Source organism: Streptomyces sp. NPDC090445 (assembly GCF_044769385.1).
Taxonomy (GTDB): Bacteria; Actinomycetota; Actinomycetes; order Streptomycetales; family Streptomycetaceae; genus Streptomyces.
This window is the reverse complement of the sequence record NZ_JBIVXV010000001.1, coordinates 857,303-875,596: the sequence shown is the minus strand read 5'-3', so window position 1 is coordinate 875,596 and position 18,294 is coordinate 857,303. Positions and strand designations below refer to the sequence as shown.

Below are 18,294 nucleotides of genomic sequence, written 5' to 3'. Positions count from 1 at the left end.
GTTTCTCTCGGGGTCTGGCGTCACGTGGTCTTCGGGTCGGCGGCGGCCTCGGCCGCCGCCGTGAACGCCCCCGCGATCCGGTCGATCCGGCCGGCGTCGATGATGAGCGGCGGGGCGATGACGATGTTCGGTCCGGTGCGGCGGACGAGGATGCCGTCCTCCTTCATCCGGCGGCGCACCAAGGAGGCCCGCGGCGAGCCGTCGAACTCCACCGCGGCCAGCAGGCCCCGGCCGCGTATGTCGCGAACGAACGGCAGGCCGCGTACGCCGTCCAGCGCGGCCAGCAGCTGGGTGCCACGGGCGGCGGCGTTGGCGACCAAGCCGTCGCGTTCGATGACGTCGAGCACGGCGAGGCCGGCGGCGCAGGCGGCGGCGTGGCCGGAGTGGGTGTGGCCGTGGACGAAGCCGGCCTGCTTGCGGTGGGTGTCGAAGACGTCGAAGACGTGTTCGGTGGTGGTGACCGCGGCCAGCGACATGTAGCCGGCCGCCAGGCCCTTGCTGGTGGTCAGCAGGTCGGGTTCGACACCGGCGTGCTGGTAGCCGAACATCCGGCCGGTGCGGCCGAATCCGGTGGTGACCTCGTCGAGGATCAGCAGGGCGCCGTACCGGCTGCAGAGTTCCCGGACCTCGCGGAGGCGGTCGTCGGGCACCTGGTGGGCGCCGCGGGCCTGGACGGGTTCGATGAGGACGGCGGCGGTCCGGTCGCCTTGTCCGGCGAGGAAGTCCCGCAGCGCGTCGGTGCGGCCGGGCAGGGTGACGAAGCCGGCCGGGGTGAATTCGGCCGAGACGGGCGAGGCACCCGCCGAAGAGGCGGCGGCACCGAGGGTCGCGCCGTGGTAGGCGTTCTCGAAGGACACGACGAGGCCGCGCTGCCGCTCCCCGCGTACGGCGTGGTAGAAGCGGGCGATGCGGATGGCGGCCTCGGCCGCCTCGGAGCCGCTGTTGCAGAAGAACGTACGCGTCAGGCGGGGCCCGGTGAGCCCGGCGATCCGCTCGGCCAGCCGGATGGCCGGCTCGTTGGCGCCCTCGCCCATGTCGTACGTCATCAGCCGGGCGAGCTGGCCGGCCACGGCGTCTATGACGGGGCGGCTGCCGTAGCCCAGGGTGGCGTTCAGACCGGACGACTTGGCGTCGAGGTAGGTTCTGCCGTCGGCGTCGCGTACCTCGCAGCCGTCGCCGGAGACGGCGAGCACGGTGTCCGGGTTGACGCGGCTGGGCGACCAGGGGTGCCAGAGGAAGTCGGCGTCCACGGCCAGCAGTTCGGCCCGCGTGCCCATGCCGCCCGTGGTGGCAGCCGGGCTCGTCTCCGCGATACTCATGGGTCTGCCTTTCGGATCGGGTGGGTGAGCCCGCCGGGAGGCGTCGGCCTCTCCGGCGGGCTCCGGCGTACGGCTACGGGTGCGGTGCGGTGCGGTGCGTGTGCGGACGCGGTCCGGGTGCCGGTCAGCCGGCCGCGATCCGCTCGGCGGTCGGGTCGCGGAGTTCGGTGCCGACCCGCTCGACCAGGGCCAGCAGCAGGATTCCGCCGAGCACCATCAGCGCTCCGCCGATCCGGAAGCCGAGCGCGTAGCCCTCGGTGGCGGCAACGGGCGCGGCCGCCCCGTCCGCCATGGCGTCCCCGGCGTGCCGGAAGGCGAGCGCCGCCAGCACGGAGACGCCGAGTGCACTGCCGATCTGCTGCATGGTGCTCTGCACGCCGGAGGCCAGGCTGGAGTCCTGGGCGGTGACGCCGTGCAGGGCGGCGTTGGTCGCGGCCGGCATGGCAGCGCCGGCGAACAGGCCGAACACGACCATGCCCGGCACGATGCCGCCCCAGTAGGAGCTGTCCACGTCGACCATGCTGGTGAGGAACAGGCCCACACCGGCGCCGATGTACCCGGCGGAGACCACGGCGCGGATACCGACCCGGGGGACCATCGCGGTGCCCAGGGCCATGCCCGCGCCGATGCCGACGCTGAGCGGCAGCCAGCCGAGCCCGCTGAACAGCGGGGAGTAGTCCAGCACCTGCTGCTCGTACAGGGTGAGCATGAAGGTGTAGGAGATGAAGGCCGACATGTAGAACAGGGTCGTGAAGTTGACGACCGACCGGGTGCGGTTGGCGAAGAAGCCCAACGGGATCAGCGGGTTCTTCCCGCGCAGTTCGACCGCGACCATCACCAGCAGCAGCACCGCGCCGGCGATCAGCGGGACCAGCACCCCGGCCGAGCCCCACGGGTGGTCGGCCGCGTGCAGCAGGCCGTAGACCACGCCGACGAGTCCGAGGGTGAGGGTGGCGGCGCCGAACACGTCGAGCGAGGTGTCCTTGGCGCGGACCATCCGGCTCTCCCGCACCAGCCGCGGGACGAGGAAGAGGACCACCAGGGCGACCGGCAGGTTGATGAAGAAGATCCAGCGCCACGAGGCCAGGTCGGTCAGGACACCGGAGATGACCGAGCCGAGCGTCGCGCCGAGGCCGATGATGCCGCCCCAGACGCCGAGCGCCTTGGTGCGCTCCTTGGGGTCGGTGAAGAGCAGGGCGATCAGGCCGAGCGAGGCGGGTGCGGCCAGCGCCTCGGCGGCGCCCTGGCCGAACCGGCCGACGACCATCATCCAGGGGGCGGTCGCCGCTCCGGAGATCACCGAGGCCAGGGCGAAGACGGTCACGCCGATCAGCAGCAGCCGGCGGCGGCCGAAGAAGTCGGCCAGTCGGCCGCCGAGCATGAGCAGACCGCCGGCCGCGAGGACATAGCCGTTGACAACCCAGGCCAGCCCGGGGGTCGAGAAGCCGAGTCCGTCCTGGATCCGTGGTAATGCCACGTTCACCACGGTCATATCCAGAAGGATCATGAACTGCAGGCCGGACAGCAGGGCGAGCACCGTCCACCGCTGCGGGTCCGGTTCCGCTGTCGAGGCTTTGGCGCCTTCCGCGGCCGCACTTGAATTCACGGTGGTCACGCTGGGTCTCCCTTGATCGTCTCGACGTTCACACTGTCCACATCGGCCATGTTCACATCGTAGACTCAGGCTTCGAGGCGGGGCAACACGGATCAGGTCTTCGGACAGATGTTCGCTCTAACGGGTGAGTACCGCCCGGACCGGCACCGCATCCCACGCCATGAGCGTGTTGTTGAGGCGGCGTCGGGCCGGCCCGGCGAGCTCCATCGACTCCACCCGCTCCAGCAGCGCGCCGAGCAGGCATTCCGCCTCCAGCCGCGCGATGTGCTGGCCCACGCACTGGTGGATGCCGAAGCCGAAGCCGACGTGCCCGGAGGGATTGCGGTGCACATCGAACATGTCCGGATCCGACCACCGCCGCGGATCCCGGTTCGCCGCCCCGAGGAACAGCAGCACCTTCGAACCGTCCGGCACCACCGCGTCCCCGACCCGGACGTCCCCCGTCGTGGTGCGGAAGAACGTCTGCACCGGGGAGGCCCAGCGCACCGCCTCGTCGAACGCCACCCGGACCAGGCCCGGATCGGCCCGCAGCCTGCGCCACTGCCCGGGATGCGCGGCGAGCGCGTGCAAAGCCGCGGCGAGCGCGTGCACGGTGGTGTTGACCCCGGCCGCGAACAACGACCGGACCACGTGCGGCGCCTGACCGTGGGTGATCTCGCCCCGGTCGGCCGCCGCCCAGATCTGGGCCCCGAACCCGTCGTCGGCCAGCGCCTCGCGCACGCTGTGCTCCCCCACCCAGTCCGACAGCGCCCGCGCCCGCGGCGCGCCCGCCGCGACGAGCTCGTTGCGCGGCCCGAAGGCATTGAGCAGGAAGTCGCTGAACGGCAGCAGGTTCTCCCGGCCCTCCTCGGGAATGCCGAGCGCGTCCGGGAACACCCGCAGCGGGAACGCCTCCGCGAGCGCGCTCACCGCGTCGAACTCGACGACCGAACCGTCGCCGCCGGACACCACCCGGTCCACCAGCTCCCGCGCCTGTACGGTCCACCCCTCGCGGAGCCGGCGCTGCGCGCGGGGCCCGAGCAGCGCCGAGAGCACCCGGCGCGGCGCGTCGTGGTACGGCGGGTCGGCCTCGACCACCACGCTCAGCGGGCGCCGCGGCGCTTCCTTGCGGAAGTTGGCCAGGCCCACCCCGGCCCCGGACTGGAAGCCCTGCCAGTTGCGCAGGGCCGCGTGCACCTCGGCGTAGCGGGCGATCGCGTAGATGTCATGGGCGGGCAGGCGGACGACCGGCCCGGCGTCGCGCAGCCGCGCGTCATGCCGGTGCGGGTCCGCCAGCACGTCGAGGGCGAACGGATCGAGGTCGAGGATCGCGGTCATGGGTCTCGCCCTCCGTGGCGGGTGGATCGGAACTCGGTCGGAGTCAGCGGTGCACAGGTGTGGAGGTCGGCGCAGGTCACAGGTTCAGCACGAGGCGGTCGCCGCAGGACCGGGACACGCACGGGTACATGCAGTCCCCCGCCGCCCGCTCCTCGCCGCTGAGCAGACTGTCCCGGTGGTCGACCACACCGTCGAGCACCGTGGTCGCGCAGGTGCCGCAGATTCCCTCCCCGCACGAGGAGAGCAGTTCCACCCCGGCCGAACGCACGGCGTCCAGGACGGTCGTGTCCGGAGTGACCGTCACCCGCCCGCCCGAGCGGGCCAGCACCACCTCGAACGGCGTGTCCCGGACCGGCGCGCTCGGCCCGGCCGCCGCGAACCGCTCGGTGTACAGGGTGCGGGCGGGCCAGTGGGCACAGGCCGCCGCGACCGCGTCGAGCAGCCCGGCCGGGCCGCAGCAGTACACCCGTGTCCCGGCGTGCACCTCCCGCAGCAGGCCGGCCAGGTCGGGACGGCCCGCCTCGTCCTCCGGGACGAGGCGGACCCGGTCGCCGTACCGGGCGAGTTCGCCGAGGAAGGCCATCGATGCGCGCCGCCGGCCGCCGTAGACGAGCGTCCAGTCCGCGCCGACGAGCTCGGCCTGATGGAGCATCGGCAGCAGCGGGGTGATGCCGATCCCGCCCGCGAGGAACAGGTAGCGGTCGGCGGGCACCAGGGGGAAGTGGTTGCGCGGGCCGCCGACGCCCACGCTGTCGCCGGGCCGCAACCGCTCGTGGATGTACGCCGAGCCGCCGCGGCCGGCCGGCTCGCGCAGCACGGCGACCCGGTAGCGTTGGGCGTCCCAGCGATCGCCGCACAGCGAGTACTGGCGGGTGAGGCCGCCCGGCAGGACGAGGTCGACATGGGCGCCGGGCGTCCAGTCGGGCAGCCGGGCGCCGTCGCTGTGCGCCAGTTCCAGCACGACGACGCCGTCGGCCGCCGCCTGCTTGGCGGTCACCCTCAGCGTCAGCACCTGGGACGGTGAGCCGGCACTCACGGAGGGCCTCCCTGCGACGACGACGGGTGCACGGCCCTCACGGTTCCACACCCCGCCAGTGGTGTCTTCTCCCGGAGTGCTCAGGGCGTCGTCCGCCTTCCCCGGCTCCACAAACCGCAGGTCTCGGCTATGTTCACCCTGTATACTCCGGCACGGAGGGAGCGATACACGATGGCCAAGGGGAGACCCGCCGAGACCCGCCCGTACCACCACGGCGACCTGCGGGCCGCACTGGTGGACGCGGGCCTGAAACTCGCACGCGAAGGCGGGTCCGCGGCACTCGGGCTGCGGAGCGTCACCCGCGCCGTGGGCGTCACGCCCAATGCCGCCTACCGGCATTTCGCCGATCACCAGGCGCTGGTACTCGGCGTCGCGGCCGAGGCCCAGGACAAGCTCGCCCGGGCGATGCTCGACCGGATGGAGGCGCTGCGCGCCACGGTCGGCCCGGACCCGGTGGCGCAGTCGGTGCGGAACCTGCACGGAGTCGGGCTCGGCTACATCGAGTTCGCGCTCTCGGAGCCCGGCTGGTTCGAGCTCGCGATCCTCACCCCCGACGACTCCCGGGCCGGAGCCCCGCCGGCCACGCTGGCGGACCGGGTGGCTCCGCCGTACCAACTGCTCGTCGACGCGCTCGACACGATGGTCAGGGCCGGTGCGATGTCGCCGGAGCGGCGGGTGAACGCGGAATGGGTCTGCTGGTCGTCTGTGCACGGCTTCGCCGACCTGGCCACCCGCGGCCCACTGGCCTGGCAGGACCGCGGCACCATCGACCGACTCGCCGCGCACGTGGTGGACACCACGGTCCGGGTGCTCATGGGCTGATGGGCTCACGGGCTCACGGGCTCACGGGCTCACGGCCAGGTGATGCCGGCGGTGCCGCCCGTGATGCGCGCGTCGTGGTGGGGGGTGCGGGCGCTGTACGGGGCTCCCCCGACACTCAGGGCGCGGGCCAGCAGCCGGGCGTTGCCCTCGCGCATGCGCCGGAGCGTGGCCGGGTCGTCGGGGGGCGCGGTGCGCTGGAGGCCGAACAGGACCGAAGTGATCCCGCGGGCCCTCGGTAGCCGCGGGGCGCGCAGCCGCCGGTTGGGGATCGGGTAGACGATGACGCTGCCGCTCTCGCCGATGTCCTCCGGGCCGAGCCCCGCAAGCGTGTCGGCGATGATCCCGGCGGCATGCCGGCCGGGCAGCAGCACATTGCACCGGGGGTGCGGATGGTGCTGCCAGGATCCGGTGGCCCGCAACTGCCGTTCGAACGGGGCGAGACGGCCGAGGTAGTCGGCGTACGGCAGGGTGTCGGTCTCCGGGGCCGAACCGTGCGCCGGCCGGATCCCGGGCAGCGGCGGCGGGGCCTGCGGCGGGGTGAACACCGCCACGGCCTCCAGGACGAACTGCCAGCCCCGCCCGGGCACGTGGACGGCCGAGCCGAGGATGTGGTCGAAGCGCCCCCCGGCGGCCAGGCGCACCTGGGCGGCGAGCAGGGTGCCGGGGTCCGGGCAGCCGATCCGGTGCCGGAGGGCCGTGCGGCCGGCCGGGTGCAGGCCCAGCGTGGCGCGGGTGATGATGCCGTACTGGCCCTGGGTGCCCCGCACCGCGTCGAACAGGGCGCGGTCCCGGGCCGGGGAGCAGGTGCGCAGTTCTCCGCCCGGGGTGACCACGTCGAGTTCGCGGACCTGGTCGGACACGCTGCCGTGCCGGTGGCTCGATCCGCCGAAGCCGCCGGCCGCCAGCGTTCCGCCGACCGTCAGCCCGAGGTGGTCGGGCAGCACGGGCGGGACGAGGCCCCGCGGCAGCGTCGCCTCGGCGACCGCCTGCCACGTGGCCCCGGCGTCGACGCTGATGAGGTTCCGGTCGTCCGGTGCGCGGACGCGCCCGAGCGACGTCAGGTCGACGACGATGCCGCCGGGGGCCTGGGCCTGGCCGTCCACCGCGTGGCCGGTCCCCCGGGGCACCACGGGGAGGCCGTTCGCGCGGCCGAACCGGACGATCGCCGCGACATCTGCGGCGTCGGCGGGGAACAGCACGGCACGCGGGCGCAGCTGCACCAGGTTGCCGAAGTCCCGGGCCGCGGCGGCGAGATCACTCTCCCGGGTGCTGAGCACTCCGCGCAGCTCCGACGGCGGCACGACGGCGCCCGACGGCAGTCCGATCACAGCGTGAACCCGTACGCCCCCACCAGGGTGGCGCCGCCCGCCACCGGAGGCCCGGCCGCCCGGTCGCCGAAGCCCTTCTGGAACTCCTGGAACGCCGGGGAGACGGCCAGGCCCTCGGAGCCGTCCTCGGTGATGGCGATGTGGACGAACGTGACACCGTCGGCCAGCCGGAAGGACGCGTAGCTCAGGCCCTCGGGGGCTCGTTCCGCCAGGTCCTCGAAGACCTTCTCGATGACGGCCTGGTTCTCGTCCGCGGTCTCCGGACGCATCTCGTACCGGACGACGAAGGCGTTGCCCATGCTTGCTCCACGGTGTGCGGTTGGCGTGGTCGGGGTGATCGGCGTGATCGGGTCCTCGCCCCCATCCTGCCGATCCGGACGGGCGGCGGGCCATATTCCAGACTGCCTTCCGGCCCTGGATCCGTGCGGGGCGTGGGCTGCTTCTTCGGATGTGCGCTGTTGCCCGCCGCGCCGACCGGCGACGCGGTCCCGCCCTTAGCTTGTCAGCACTGCCGACGCCTCGCTGAAGGGACGCCCCCATGGCTCAGCTCGCGCATCCTCCGACCTCGCGGCCAACGGCCTCGCATCGTTCGCCCTCGTTCTTCTTCAACGGCCATGTGCCGCGCCGCCGCGCCCTGGTGCTGCTGCTCGGCGCGGTGTTCGGGTTCGCGCTCACCGTGGTCTGGTCGGCGGAGTTCGTCGACAAGATCATCGCGGGGACGGTGGCCGACACCCTGCTCGGCCACCCGGCCAAGGACGCGCCGATCTCCGGCGCCCTGGCAGGTGTCGCCTTCGCCCTGGCGACCGGCATCGGCGGCACCTTCACCGCCTGCAACGTCGCCGTGTTCAGCGCGATGGCCCCGCTGGCCGGACAGAAGACGACCCGCCGCGGGCGGATCGCCGGGCTGCTGAAGCCGCTGGGCTACCTGGCGCTCGGCGCCGTCGCGGTGTCCGCGGCGTACGGCGTGATCGCCGCGCTCGCCGGCAGCGGGATGCCGCAGTCCGCCACGGCGTCGTCGGGCGCCGGGTTCTCGCCGCGGCTGATCCAGGCGATGGTCGTCTACGGGCTGCTGGGGCTGGCCATGACCTACCTGGGGCTGGCGGCGGCCGGTCTGGTCCGTGACCCGCTGGCCCGGCTGACCCGTCGCTTCCCGAACGCGCCGATGGTCGTGATGGGCGCGTTCATCGGCGCGTTCCTGATCGGGCGCCCGTTCGGCCTGTTCCGTCAGCTGTTCCGGGACACGGCGCAGAGCCAGAACCCGCTGTATGGCGCGGTGGCGTTCAGCGCCCAGACACTCGGCAACATCCTGATCGTCGCGGCGCTGTTCGTGGTGGTGTCGCTGGTGTTCGGCGACCGGCTGAACCGGTGGTTCACGGAGCGGCCCAGCCGGATGTCCGCCGTGATGGCGGCGGCGTTCATCGCGGCCGGGATTTTCATGCTGCTCTACTGGGACGTGCGGATCCTGGCCCGCCGCGACCTGATCTGGTACCCGATGGCTCCCTGGGCCGCCTGACGCCGGCCGGCCACCGGTTCCCCATCGAGGACGAGGCAAGCGGCCCTGCTGTGCAGGGATGGTTCGAAGCGGAGTCTGTTTGCGCGTGGACCGTCCGTCGACCGCAAGGAGCCGATCGATGGCGTGGTCGGCCTTGTGGACCAGCGGCGGGGGACGATCCCGGTGGTATGGCCGCCGCCGTGCCGGGCGGCGGCGGCCATGGCGCCCGTCATCGAGCGCTTCTCACTGCTTCGCGTGCCTGCGTGACGCAGTGGCCAAGGGTGCCCGCGTCGAGTTCGGCGGGCGCCGCCTGGACATCGACGGCCCGCCGTCCGACACGGGGATGTTCCTCGAACCCACCGTGCGGATCGACGCCGGAGTCCGGCGGCACCGCAGCACGGAATGCAGGCGCTCCTGCGCAAAGGAACTGACCCGGGGCACACCCCGCCCATAGGCTCGGGACGGTCGGCGTGCGAACGCGTCCGGCGGGACGCCACCGGCCGCCTGGTGGTGGTCGAGCTGAAGCGGGGAACGGCCGACCGCGACGTACACCTCCAGGCGATCACGTACGCCGCCCTGGTGTCCCGGTTCGACCTCGACACCTTGGCCCAGGCGCACCACGGCTTCCTGGCGGGCCGGGGCGAGGGCCTCGAAGTCGAAGAGTGCCGGCAGCGCCTCCTCGACCACGTGGACGGGGAGTGGAGTCCGGAACTGCTCCAACGCCCCAGGCAGGTGATCACCGCCGCCGGCTTCCCGAAGCAGGTCACCCACACCGTGGTCTGGCTGTCCGAGATGAACCTCGACATCGACCTCGTCCAGGTGGGCCTCTGGAAGGTGAACGACCGGCTCGTCGCCGGGTTCACGAAGGTCTACCCCACCCCGGAGGTGGAGGAGTTCACCCTCGCGCCGGCCCGGATCGAGGCGAAGGCGGCCGCCCTGAAGCTGGAAGAGCGCTCGCGTGCCCAGAACGCCGTGCACGTCATCGTCGGCGCCGGACTGCTCCCGGACGGAACCCTGCTCAGGCTGACGCCGAGGCGCGGAGTGACCGAAGCCATTCGCGAGGCGATCCTGTCCTGGGTGGATGAGGACGGCAGCCGAGCAAGTGTCACCTGGAACAACAACACCGCCAAGCCGCTGACGTGGAAGGCCGACGGCAGGCCGTACACCCCGACCGGACTCGCCAACCACATCTTCACCGGCGTGACCGGCCGCAAGGCCGACGGCATACAGGGCACCACCTGGTGGGACGTCGACACGGCCCACGTGCCGGACACCGTCGACCCCGACGAGTGGGGGGCACTGGCCGGCACCAGCCTCGCGAGCCTGGCCAAGCAGCTGGGCGGCACCAGCAAGGACTGGGCGGGCCTGCACACCCTCCTGAACGCCGTCCCCGCCGGGCGGTGGACGACCTACGGGGACGTGGCGACCGTGATCCGCAGCCATGCGGTGCCGGTGGGCACCCACCTGGCCACGTGCGGCCGGTGCCCCAACGCCTGGCGCGTCCTCAACGCTGCGGGACGCGTCAGCCCCGGCTTCCGGTGGACCGACCGCACACGCACGGACTCTCCCGCCGACGTCCTGTCAGCCGAGGGCATCGGCTTCGACGCGGGAGCAGCCGCCAAGGAGGCACGCCTCACGTCGGACGCACTTCAGCGGCTGCTCGGCGGCTGAGTACGTCCCGGGCGCCCAACAGCACTGGGAGTACGGCCGGATTCGATCCGTACGGGCGTGCACGACGCCTCCGAGGAAGCCCGAAGGCTCAGCGCGCTCTACCGGGAGATCAAGGATGACGGCACCTGGGCCGGACCGTCAGCAGCATCGGCGTCCAGGGCCAGGTGGCCGAGACCTGACCGCGGTCTCGCACGCCCTGCTGCTCGACTCACACTGTGTGAGCTGCGTGAGCTGCTCGGAGCCGATCCGCGTCATGAACCGCTCCTGGGCCTCGCGCGGCGGCAGCGCCCGGGCGCCCCGTTCCCGCTCTCCACACCCTTGGTGCCCAGTGGACCGGCGACTTCGACCGCGACTTCGACGCGCTTTCCGTGAAGCGCACGTTCGACAAGACCGTGATCGCCACCTGCACCCGCTGTCATCAGCAGGGGTGGATCAGTACCGGGAACGGTCTGACCCGATGCACCCACCTGGAGATCCCGGCTCAGGTCGGCGCGGCCGAGGAGTTCGAGTCGGCTGAGGACTGACCGTCCGTCTGGGCTGTTCGGTCATGAGCCGACGCGTTCCCAGCCTCGGCGCGGAGGGCGGGTGCCGAGCCGGGTGTCGCGGCTGCGGTAGACGATGTAGGGGCGGGTCAGGTAGCCCAGCGGTGCGGTGAGCATGTGCACGAGGCGGGTGAAGGGCCACGCCGCGAACAGCAGCAGGGCGCTGATCGCGTGCAGTCGGAACAGCACCGGGGCTCCGGCCATCAGGGCCGGGTCGGGCTGGAACCAGAAGATGGAGCGGAACCAGGGGGAGATGGTCTCGCGGTAGTCGTATCCCCCGCCGACGACGTTCGCGGCCACCGTGGCGGCCAGGCCGAGGACGATGGTGACGGTCAGGGAGGCGTACATGGCCTTGTCGTTGCGGGTGGTGGCGGAGAAGACCGGGCCGACGGTGCGGCGCCGGTAGACCAGGATGGCCAGTCCGCCGAGCGTGGCGACGCCCGCGATCGTGCCGAGGACGACCGCGCCGATGTGGTACGTGTGCTCGCTGACCCCGGCCGCTTCGGTCCAGCTCTTGGGGATGACGAGGCCGCCGATGTGGCCGAGGAGCACGACGAGGATGCCGAAGTGGAACAGCGGGCTGCCGATGCGCAGCAGGCGCCGCTCGTACAGCTGGGAGGATCGGGTGGTCCAGCCGAACTTGTCGTAGCGGTAGCGCCAGACGTGGCCGAGGACGAAGACGGCCAGGGCGACGTAGGGCAGGACGACCCAGAGCAGGATGCCGCCGGTGCCTGTCTCTGCCGCCAGGGTGAGGGGCTGCGCGGGAGCGGTCATCGGGGACCTCCTACGACGGGGTCGGGCAGGAATACCGGGGATGCGTACGCGTCGAGGCCGACCTGCTCCTCGGGCGGGCCCTGCACGGCGAGACGCCTGACGGCTTCGCGCTGGTCGCCGGCGAGCGGGGGCAGGGTGGCCGAGACGGAGTCCAGTACGGACGCCCAGGGCGAGCCGTCGTCGTTCAGGGCCAGGCGCAGCAGTTCCAGGCCGGCGCGGTGTTCGGTGAGCAGGCGGTGTCCGGCTTCCGGGTCGGTCGCGGCGAATTCGAGGACGACGGCGAGGTGGTCGGGCAGTTCGTCGTCGCCCAGGCGCCATCCGGCCGCGGCGTAGGTCTGCTTCAGCCGGAGCAGGCCCATGCCGCGCTTCCTGCTGTCGCCGTGGGCGTAGTACGTCAGGTACGGGCAGCAGCGCTTGCGGTGGTCGAAGGTGGCCACGTACGCGGCGGCCAGGTCGGCGGTGGCCGTCTGCCCGGCGTGGGCGGTGAAGCGGAGCAGGGGGCCGGCAACCGGCTCCGGCAGGCCGGCGGCCGCGGCAACCCGGCCGACGAGGGTTACATGCTGCTCGAACTGCTCGTCGGGGTAGGCGAGCAGCAGGGACTGGGCCTGCCAGGCGTGGGGGTGCCAGGGCCGGGGGCCGCGGGCTGTGCGGGGGGTCTTCCTTGTCATGGTTGCGGCTCGGCCTTTCCGCCGCTCTCTGCGTCGGTGCCTTTGCCGCCGGACGGGCGGTCGGGGAACAGGCCTGGTGGGGAGCCCTTGCCGTCCCAGTTGAGGAGATTGACGCGGGTGGCCTTGTCGGTGGGGGTGGCGGGGGTGTCGGAGGTCTGGCGGTTGCGCAGGGCGTGGAAGTTCTCGACCGCGATGGGTGCGGCGCCGCCGGAGGCCTCGCCGAAGGGGCCGGAGCCTCCCGCCTGCCCGGCCCCTCCCATGCCGGGGCCGCCCTCGTAGTCGAGGCTGCACTCGGTGGCCAGTTCCTCCAGCCGGTGGGCCTGTTCGGCGTGGGCGGGCGGGATGACGTACCGCTCGTCGTACTTGGCCAGGGCCAGGAGCCGGTACATGTCGTACATCTGCTCCTCGCCCATGCCGACCGCCTCGGGGATGGCGGCGTCGGGTTCGCGGCCGAGGTTGATGTCGCGCATGTAGGAGCGCATGGCCGCGAGGCGGCGCAGCACGGCGTCCACCGGGGCCGGATCGCCCGCGGTGAACAGTCGGGCGAGGTAGTCGACGGGGATGCGCAGGGCCTCGACGGCGGCGAAGAGGCTGCGGTGGTCCTCGGCGTCCCGGCCGGTGTCGCGGACGGCGTCGACGACCGGGGACAGCGGGGGGATGTACCAGACCATGGGGAGGGTGCGGTACTCCGGGTGCAGCGGGAGGGCGACCTTGTAGGTGTTGATCAGCGTGTGGATCGGGGAGCGCTGGGCGGCCTCGATCCAGTCCCGCGGGATGTCCGCCTTCTCCGCCGCGGCGACGACCTGCGGGTCGTGCGGGTCGAGGAAGACCTGCCGCTGTGCCTCGTACAGGTCGGTGTCGTCCGGGGTGGAGGCGGCTTCCAGGACGCGGTCGGCGTCGTAGAGGACGAGGCCGATGTAGCGCAGGCGGCCGACGCAGGTCTCCGAGCAGACGGTGGGCAGGCCGACCTCGACGCGGGGGAAGCAGAAGGTGCACTTCTCGGCCTTGCCGGTGCGGTGGTTGAAGTAGACCTTCTTGTACGGGCAGCCCGTGACGCACATCCGCCAGCCGCGGCAGCGGTCCTGGTCGACGAGGACGATGCCGTCCTCGGTGCGCTTGTAGATGGCGCCGGAGGGGCAGGAGGCCGCGCAGGACGGGTTGAGGCAGTGCTCGCAGATCCGCGGCAGGTAGAACATGAAGGTCTGCTCGAATTCGAGCTTGACCTTCTCCGAGACCTCGTTCAGCAGGACGTCCTTCTCGCCGGTCGCGGCCGAGCCGCCGAGGTCGTCGTCCCAGTTCGCCGACCAGGCGATCTTCATGTCCTTGCCGGTGATCAGGGATTTGGGACGGGCGACCGGGGTGTGCTCCTGCAGGGGTGCGTTCGTCAGGGTCTCGTAGTCGTACGTCCAGGGCTCGTAGTAGTCGTCGAGCACGGGCAGGACCGGGTTGGAGAAGATCGTGATCAGCTTCTTGAACCGGCCGCCGGCCTTCAGCGCGAGGTTGCCGCGCTTGTTCAGCTCCCAGCCGCCGCGCCACGTCTCCTGGTCCTCGTAGCGGCGCGGATAGCCCTGGCCGGGCCGGGTCTCGACGTTGTTGAACCAGACGTATTCGACGCCGGTGCGGTTGGTCCACGCCTGTTTGCAGGTGACCGAGCAGGTGTGGCAGCCGATGCACTTGTCGAGGTTCATCACCATCGCCATCTGGGCCATCACCCGTCCGATGGCGGCTCCGCCGCGGGGTTCGACGGTGGCTCCGCCGCGGGGTCCGACGGTGGCTTCGCCACGGGGCATCAGTACTCCACCTCCTGGGAGGAACGGCGGCGGATGACCGTGACCTCGTCGCGCTGGTTTCCGGTCGGGCCGAGGTAGTTGAAGGCGTACGACAGCTGTGCGTAGCCGCCGATCAGGTGGCTGGGTTTGATCAGCAGACGGGTGAGGGAATTGTGGATGCCGCCCCGGCGGCCCGTCGTCTCCGTGCGGGGCACGTCGATCAGGCGGTCCTGGGCGTGGTGCATGTAGACCGTGCCTTCCGGCATGCGGTGCGAGACGATCGCGCGGGCGGCGACGACGCCGTTGCGGTTGACCGCCTCGACCCAGTCGTTGTCCTCGACCCCGGCTTTCGCCGCGTCCTGCGTGCTCATCCAGATCGTCGGACCGCCCCGGGACAAGGAGAGCATGAACAGGTTGTCCTGGTACTCGGAGTGGATCGACCACTTGTTGTGCGGGGTGAGGTAGCGCACGGTCACGCCGAGTTCGCCGGTGTCGCCGATCCGGGGCTCGTCGAACAGGGCGTGCATGTTCAACGGGGGCCGGAAGACGGGAAGTTGTTCGCCCAGTGCGGCCATCCAGTCGTGGTCGAGGTAGAAGTGCTGCCGCCCGGTGAGGGTGTGCCAGGGCTTGAGGCGCTCGACGTTGACGGTGAACGGCGAGTAGCGGCGCCCGCCCGTCTCCGATCCGGACCACTCCGGGGAGGTGATGACCGGCACGGGTGCGGCCTGGGTGTCCGCGAAGGTGATCTGCTTGCCCTCGTGCTCGGCGGCCAGATCGGCCAGCCGGGTGCCGGTGCGTGCCTCCACGGTGCGGAAGCCCTGGGTCGCCAGATGGCCGTTGGTGGTGCCCGACATGGCGAGGATCGCCTCGCAGGCGTGTACGTCGCGGGCGATCGACGGCCGTCCGTCGGCCACTCCGCCGCGTACGGTGCCGTTCTTGTGCCGCAGCTGGTCCAGCTCGCGCTCCAGCCTGAAGGTGACGCCCTTGGTCGTGGCGCCCAGGCTGTCCAGCAGCGGGCCGAGAGCGCCCATCTTCTCGGCGACGGCGCCGTAGTCACGCTCGACCGTGACCAGCTTGGGCATCGTGCGGCCGGGCACGGGTTCGCACTCGCCCGCCTTCCAGTCGCGGACCCGGCCGTGCGGGGTGGCCAGTTCGTCCGGGGTGTCGTGCAGCAGCGGGGCGGCCACCACGTCCTCCCGTACGCCGAGGTGTCCCGCGGCCTGGCGGCTGAACTCCCCGGCGAGGGTGTGGAAGGCGTCCCAGTCGGTACGGGTCTGCCACGGCGGGGCGATCGCCGGGTTGAAGGCGTGCACGAAGGGGTGCATGTCCGTGCTGGACAGGTCGTGCTTCTCGTACCAGGTCGCGGCGGGCAGGACGACGTCGGAGTAGACGGTCGTGCTGGTCATCCGGAAGTCCAGGGTCAGCAGCAGGTCGAGCTTGCCGGCGGGGGCCTCCTCCCGCCACACCACGTCCTGCGGCCGGGCCTCCGGCGGCGCCTCCGTGGCGCGCACGGACGAGTCGGCGCCCAGCAGGTGCTTGAGGAAGTACTCGTTGCCCTTGGCCGAGGAGCCGAGCAGGTTGGCCCGCCACACCGTCAGTACGCGCGGGAAGTTCTCGGGGGCGTCCGGGTCCTCGCCGGCGAACCGCAGCCGCCCGGCCTTGAGTTCCTCCACCACGTGCTCGCCCGCGGCACGCCCTGCCGCCCGGGCCTCGTCGGCCAGATCGAGGGGGTTGCGGTCGAAGGTCGGGTACGACGGCATCCAGCCCATGCGCGCCGACTGTGCGATCACGTCCGCGGTGGACTTCCCGGCGAACGGGCCGCCCCCGCCGGCCGCGGCGAGGGTGTCGGCGGAGAACGGGTCGTAGCGGAACTGGTCGCTGTGCAGGTACCAGTACGCCGTCTGGATCATCTGCCGCGCCGGCCGGTTCCAGTCCGCGGCCGTCGCGATCGCCGAGTAGCCCGTGATGGGGCGCACCTTCTCCTGGCCGACGTAGTGCGCCCAGCCGCCGCCGTTGACGCCCTGGCAGCCGGTCAGTGTGGTCAGCGTCAGAAACGCCCGGTAGATGGTGTCGGAGTGGAACCAGTGGTTCGTCCCCGCCCCCATGATGATCATCGAGCGGCCGTTGGACTCCTCCGCGTTGGCCGCGAACTCCCGGGCGATGCGGGCGGCCTTCCCGGCCTCCACTCCCGTGATGGCGGCCTGCCAGGCGGGGGTGTACGGCTGGGTGGCGTCGTCGTACGAGGCGGGCCACCGGCCGGGCAGACCGTCGCGGGCCACGCCGTACTGGGCCAGCAGCAGGTCGTAGACCGTGGTCACCAGGTGCCCGGCGACCCGGTGTACCGGCACGCCGCGCCGCAGCCGGCCGGCGCTGCCGTCGGGGGCGTCGAAGCGCGGCAGTGCGACGGCGACCGGGGCCTCGCCGCCGCCCTCGGCGGACAGCAGGGGCCGGATGTCGCCGAGGTCCAGGTTCCATTTCCCGGCGCCCGCATCGCCGTACCGGTCGCCGAGCGTGCCGTTCGGCACCACGGGCCGCCCGGTGGCCGCATCCAGCAGCACGGTCCGGAACTCCGCGTGCTCGGCCGCGGCAGCCTCACCGCCGAGGTCGGCGGCGGTCAGGAACTTGCCCGGCGCGTACGTGCCCGGCTCCCCCTCGGCCTCGTCGAGGGTGACCAGGAAGGGCAGGTCCGTGTACTGCTTGACGTAGTCGGTGAAATACGGTGTCTGCCGGTCGACGAAGAACTCCTTGAGGACCACGTGCCCCATCGCCATGGCCAGCGCCCCGTCGGTGCCGGGCCGGGCCGCGAGCCACTCGTCGGCGAACTTCACGTTGTCCGCGTAGTCGGGTGACACCGCGACGACCTTCTGGCCCCGGTAGCGGGCCTCGGCCATCCAGTGGGCGTCCGGGGTGCGGGTCACCGGCAGGTTCGAGCCCCACATGATCAGGTAGCCGGCGTCCCACCAGTCCCCCGACTCCGGTACGTCGGTCTGGTCGCCGAAGACCTGCGGGGAGGCGACCGGCAGGTCGGCGTACCAGTCGTAGAACGACAGCATCACGCCGCCGAGCAGCGAGTAGAAGCGGGCCCCGGCGGCGTGGGAGACCATCGACATCGCCGGGATCGGCGAGAAACCGGCGAGCCGGTCGGGGCCGTACTCCTTGATGGTGTGCACGTGCGCGGCGGCGACCATCTCGACCGCCTCGTCCCAGCCCGTCCGCACGAGACCGCCCTTGCCGCGCGCCCGCTTGTAGCGGCGTGCTTTCGCGGGGTCGGAGACGACGTCGGCCCAGGCCGCCACCGGGTCGCCCAGCCTCTGCTTGGCTTCCCGGTACATCTGCAGCAGCACTCCCCGCACGTACGGGTAGCGGACCCGGGTCGGCGAGTACGTGTACCAGGAGAACGCCGCCCCGCGCGGGCAGCCGCGCGGCTCGTACTCGGGGCGGTCCGGGCCGACCGACGGATAGTCGGTCTGCTGCGCCTCCCAGGTGATGATGCCGTCCTTGACGTACACCTTCCACGAGCACGAGCCGGTGCAGTTCACCCCGTGTGTGGAGCGCACCACCTTGTCGTGCGACCAGCGGTCCCGGTAGAACTCGTCCGCTTGTCGGCCGCCCCTCTTGTGCAGCGAGCGCAGGTCCTCGGAGACCTCCGCCCGGGTGAAGAACCGGCGGCTGCGCACCAGCGCCTGCGCCAGCTCGCCGTCCAGGCCCGCCGCCCGCGTCTGACTGCTTCTCGTGCCCACCGTGCCACTCCGCCCCGGGCGTGCAGGCCCGTTCGAGTCGTGATCAAGTCCGGCCGCACACGACTCTATGACCGCCATCCCCCGAAAGGTCAACAGCCGCACCACGGTCACGCGAAACACGGCCCGCGGAGAGCATCTGCGCGCCGGAGCGGTTGCGCCAAAAGAGCGGCGGACCGGTCGCCTGTAGTGGCCGGTCCGCCG

At 72.0% G+C, this 18,294-nt stretch carries 14 protein-coding genes; 4 read left to right on the top strand and 10 right to left on the bottom strand.

Features of this window, described 5'->3' with window-relative positions; genetic code table 11:
* Positions 1–20: 20 nt before the first annotated feature.
* The 4 genes from ACIQUT_RS03915 to ACIQUT_RS03900 all read right to left on the bottom strand — a co-directional run bounded on the left by ACIQUT_RS03915 (position 21) and on the right by ACIQUT_RS03900 (position 5,287).
* Positions 21–1,319: an aspartate aminotransferase family protein gene (locus tag ACIQUT_RS03915; protein ID WP_403558854.1), complete on the bottom strand. Its 1,299-nt coding sequence runs from the start codon at positions 1,317–1,319 to the stop codon at positions 21–23.
* 124 nt (positions 1,320–1,443) lie between these two features.
* Complete coding sequence (locus tag ACIQUT_RS03910; protein WP_403558852.1) at positions 1,444–2,934, bottom strand: MFS transporter; 1,491 nt, start codon at positions 2,932–2,934, stop codon at positions 1,444–1,446.
* A 117-nt stretch (positions 2,935–3,051) separates the two neighbouring features.
* Positions 3,052–4,251, bottom strand: a complete 1,200-nt coding sequence (locus ACIQUT_RS03905; RefSeq protein ID WP_403558851.1) for a cytochrome P450 — start codon at positions 4,249–4,251, stop codon at positions 3,052–3,054.
* Positions 4,252–4,327: 76 nt separating this feature from the next.
* Positions 4,328–5,287 carry a PDR/VanB family oxidoreductase gene (locus ACIQUT_RS03900; RefSeq protein WP_403558850.1) on the bottom strand — a complete coding sequence of 320 codons (960 nt, stop codon included), beginning with the start codon at positions 5,285–5,287 and terminating at the stop codon, positions 4,328–4,330.
* Between the two features lie 171 nt (positions 5,288–5,458).
* Between ACIQUT_RS03900 and ACIQUT_RS03895 the strand changes: the two genes are divergently transcribed.
* A complete protein-coding gene (locus ACIQUT_RS03895; RefSeq protein ID WP_403558849.1) occupies positions 5,459–6,109 on the top strand; it encodes a TetR/AcrR family transcriptional regulator in 651 nt (216 codons plus the stop codon).
* Between the two features lie 29 nt (positions 6,110–6,138).
* On the opposite strand, the gene ACIQUT_RS03890 is transcribed toward ACIQUT_RS03895, so the two are convergent.
* Both ACIQUT_RS03890 and ACIQUT_RS03885 read right to left on the bottom strand, forming a co-directional pair.
* Positions 6,139–7,437, bottom strand: coding sequence for an FAD-binding protein (locus ACIQUT_RS03890; protein ID WP_403558847.1), 1,299 nt, complete (start codon positions 7,435–7,437; stop codon positions 6,139–6,141).
* On the bottom strand, positions 7,434–7,736 hold the full coding sequence (locus tag ACIQUT_RS03885) for a hypothetical protein (RefSeq protein WP_403558845.1): 303 nt from the start codon (positions 7,734–7,736) through the stop codon (positions 7,434–7,436). Before ACIQUT_RS03885 ends, ACIQUT_RS03890 begins: the two co-directional genes overlap by 4 nt.
* Positions 7,737–7,975: 239 nt before the next feature.
* On the opposite strand from ACIQUT_RS03885, the gene ACIQUT_RS03880 reads away from it, so the two are divergent.
* From ACIQUT_RS03880 to ACIQUT_RS03870, 3 genes are all read left to right on the top strand, one after another.
* Positions 7,976–8,950, top strand: a complete 975-nt coding sequence (locus tag ACIQUT_RS03880; RefSeq protein WP_403558843.1) for a hypothetical protein — start codon at positions 7,976–7,978, stop codon at positions 8,948–8,950.
* Between the two features lie 486 nt (positions 8,951–9,436).
* Positions 9,437–10,600 carry a DNA-binding protein gene (locus tag ACIQUT_RS03875; RefSeq protein ID WP_403558841.1) on the top strand — a complete coding sequence of 388 codons (1,164 nt, stop codon included), beginning with the start codon at positions 9,437–9,439 and terminating at the stop codon, positions 10,598–10,600.
* A gap of 368 nt (positions 10,601–10,968) precedes the next feature.
* Positions 10,969–11,124 (top strand): hypothetical protein, encoded by a 156-nt coding sequence (locus ACIQUT_RS03870; protein ID WP_403558839.1) that lies wholly within the window; start codon positions 10,969–10,971, stop codon positions 11,122–11,124.
* A 21-nt stretch (positions 11,125–11,145) separates the two neighbouring features.
* On the opposite strand, the gene narI is transcribed toward ACIQUT_RS03870, so the two are convergent.
* The 4 genes from narI to ACIQUT_RS03850 form a co-directional block, all read right to left on the bottom strand.
* A complete protein-coding gene (gene narI, locus ACIQUT_RS03865) occupies positions 11,146–11,916 on the bottom strand; it encodes a respiratory nitrate reductase subunit gamma (RefSeq protein ID WP_403558837.1) in 771 nt (256 codons plus the stop codon).
* Positions 11,913–12,584: a nitrate reductase molybdenum cofactor assembly chaperone gene (gene narJ / locus ACIQUT_RS03860; RefSeq protein ID WP_403558835.1), complete on the bottom strand. Its 672-nt coding sequence runs from the start codon at positions 12,582–12,584 to the stop codon at positions 11,913–11,915. Before narJ ends, narI begins: the two co-directional genes overlap by 4 nt.
* Positions 12,581–14,293 carry a nitrate reductase subunit beta gene (narH, locus tag ACIQUT_RS03855; RefSeq protein ID WP_403559334.1) on the bottom strand — a complete coding sequence of 571 codons (1,713 nt, stop codon included), beginning with the start codon at positions 14,291–14,293 and terminating at the stop codon, positions 12,581–12,583. Before narH ends, narJ begins: the two co-directional genes overlap by 4 nt.
* 80 nt (positions 14,294–14,373) lie before the next feature.
* Complete coding sequence (locus ACIQUT_RS03850; protein WP_403559331.1) at positions 14,374–18,057, bottom strand: nitrate reductase subunit alpha; 3,684 nt, start codon at positions 18,055–18,057, stop codon at positions 14,374–14,376.
* Positions 18,058–18,294: the final 237 nt, after the last annotated feature.

Bases quoted from the DNA above. Each gene is read 5' to 3' on its own strand.
- ACIQUT_RS03915 (WP_403558854.1), bottom strand. From the start codon at position 1,319: ATGAGTATCGCGGAGACGAGCCCGGCTGCCACCACGGGCGGCATGGGC.
- ACIQUT_RS03905 (WP_403558851.1), bottom strand. From the start codon at position 4,251: ATGACCGCGATCCTCGACCTCGATCCGTTCGCCCTCGACGTGCTGGCG.
- ACIQUT_RS03895 (WP_403558849.1), top strand. From the start codon at position 5,459: ATGGCCAAGGGGAGACCCGCCGAGACCCGCCCGTACCACCACGGCGAC.
- ACIQUT_RS03885 (WP_403558845.1), bottom strand. From the start codon at position 7,736: ATGGGCAACGCCTTCGTCGTCCGGTACGAGATGCGTCCGGAGACCGCG.
- ACIQUT_RS03880 (WP_403558843.1), top strand. From the start codon at position 7,976: ATGGCTCAGCTCGCGCATCCTCCGACCTCGCGGCCAACGGCCTCGCAT.
- narI (WP_403558837.1), bottom strand. From the start codon at position 11,916: ATGACCGCTCCCGCGCAGCCCCTCACCCTGGCGGCAGAGACAGGCACC.
- narJ (WP_403558835.1), bottom strand. From the start codon at position 12,584: ATGACAAGGAAGACCCCCCGCACAGCCCGCGGCCCCCGGCCCTGGCAC.
- narH (WP_403559334.1), bottom strand. From the start codon at position 14,293: ATGGCCCAGATGGCGATGGTGATGAACCTCGACAAGTGCATCGGCTGC.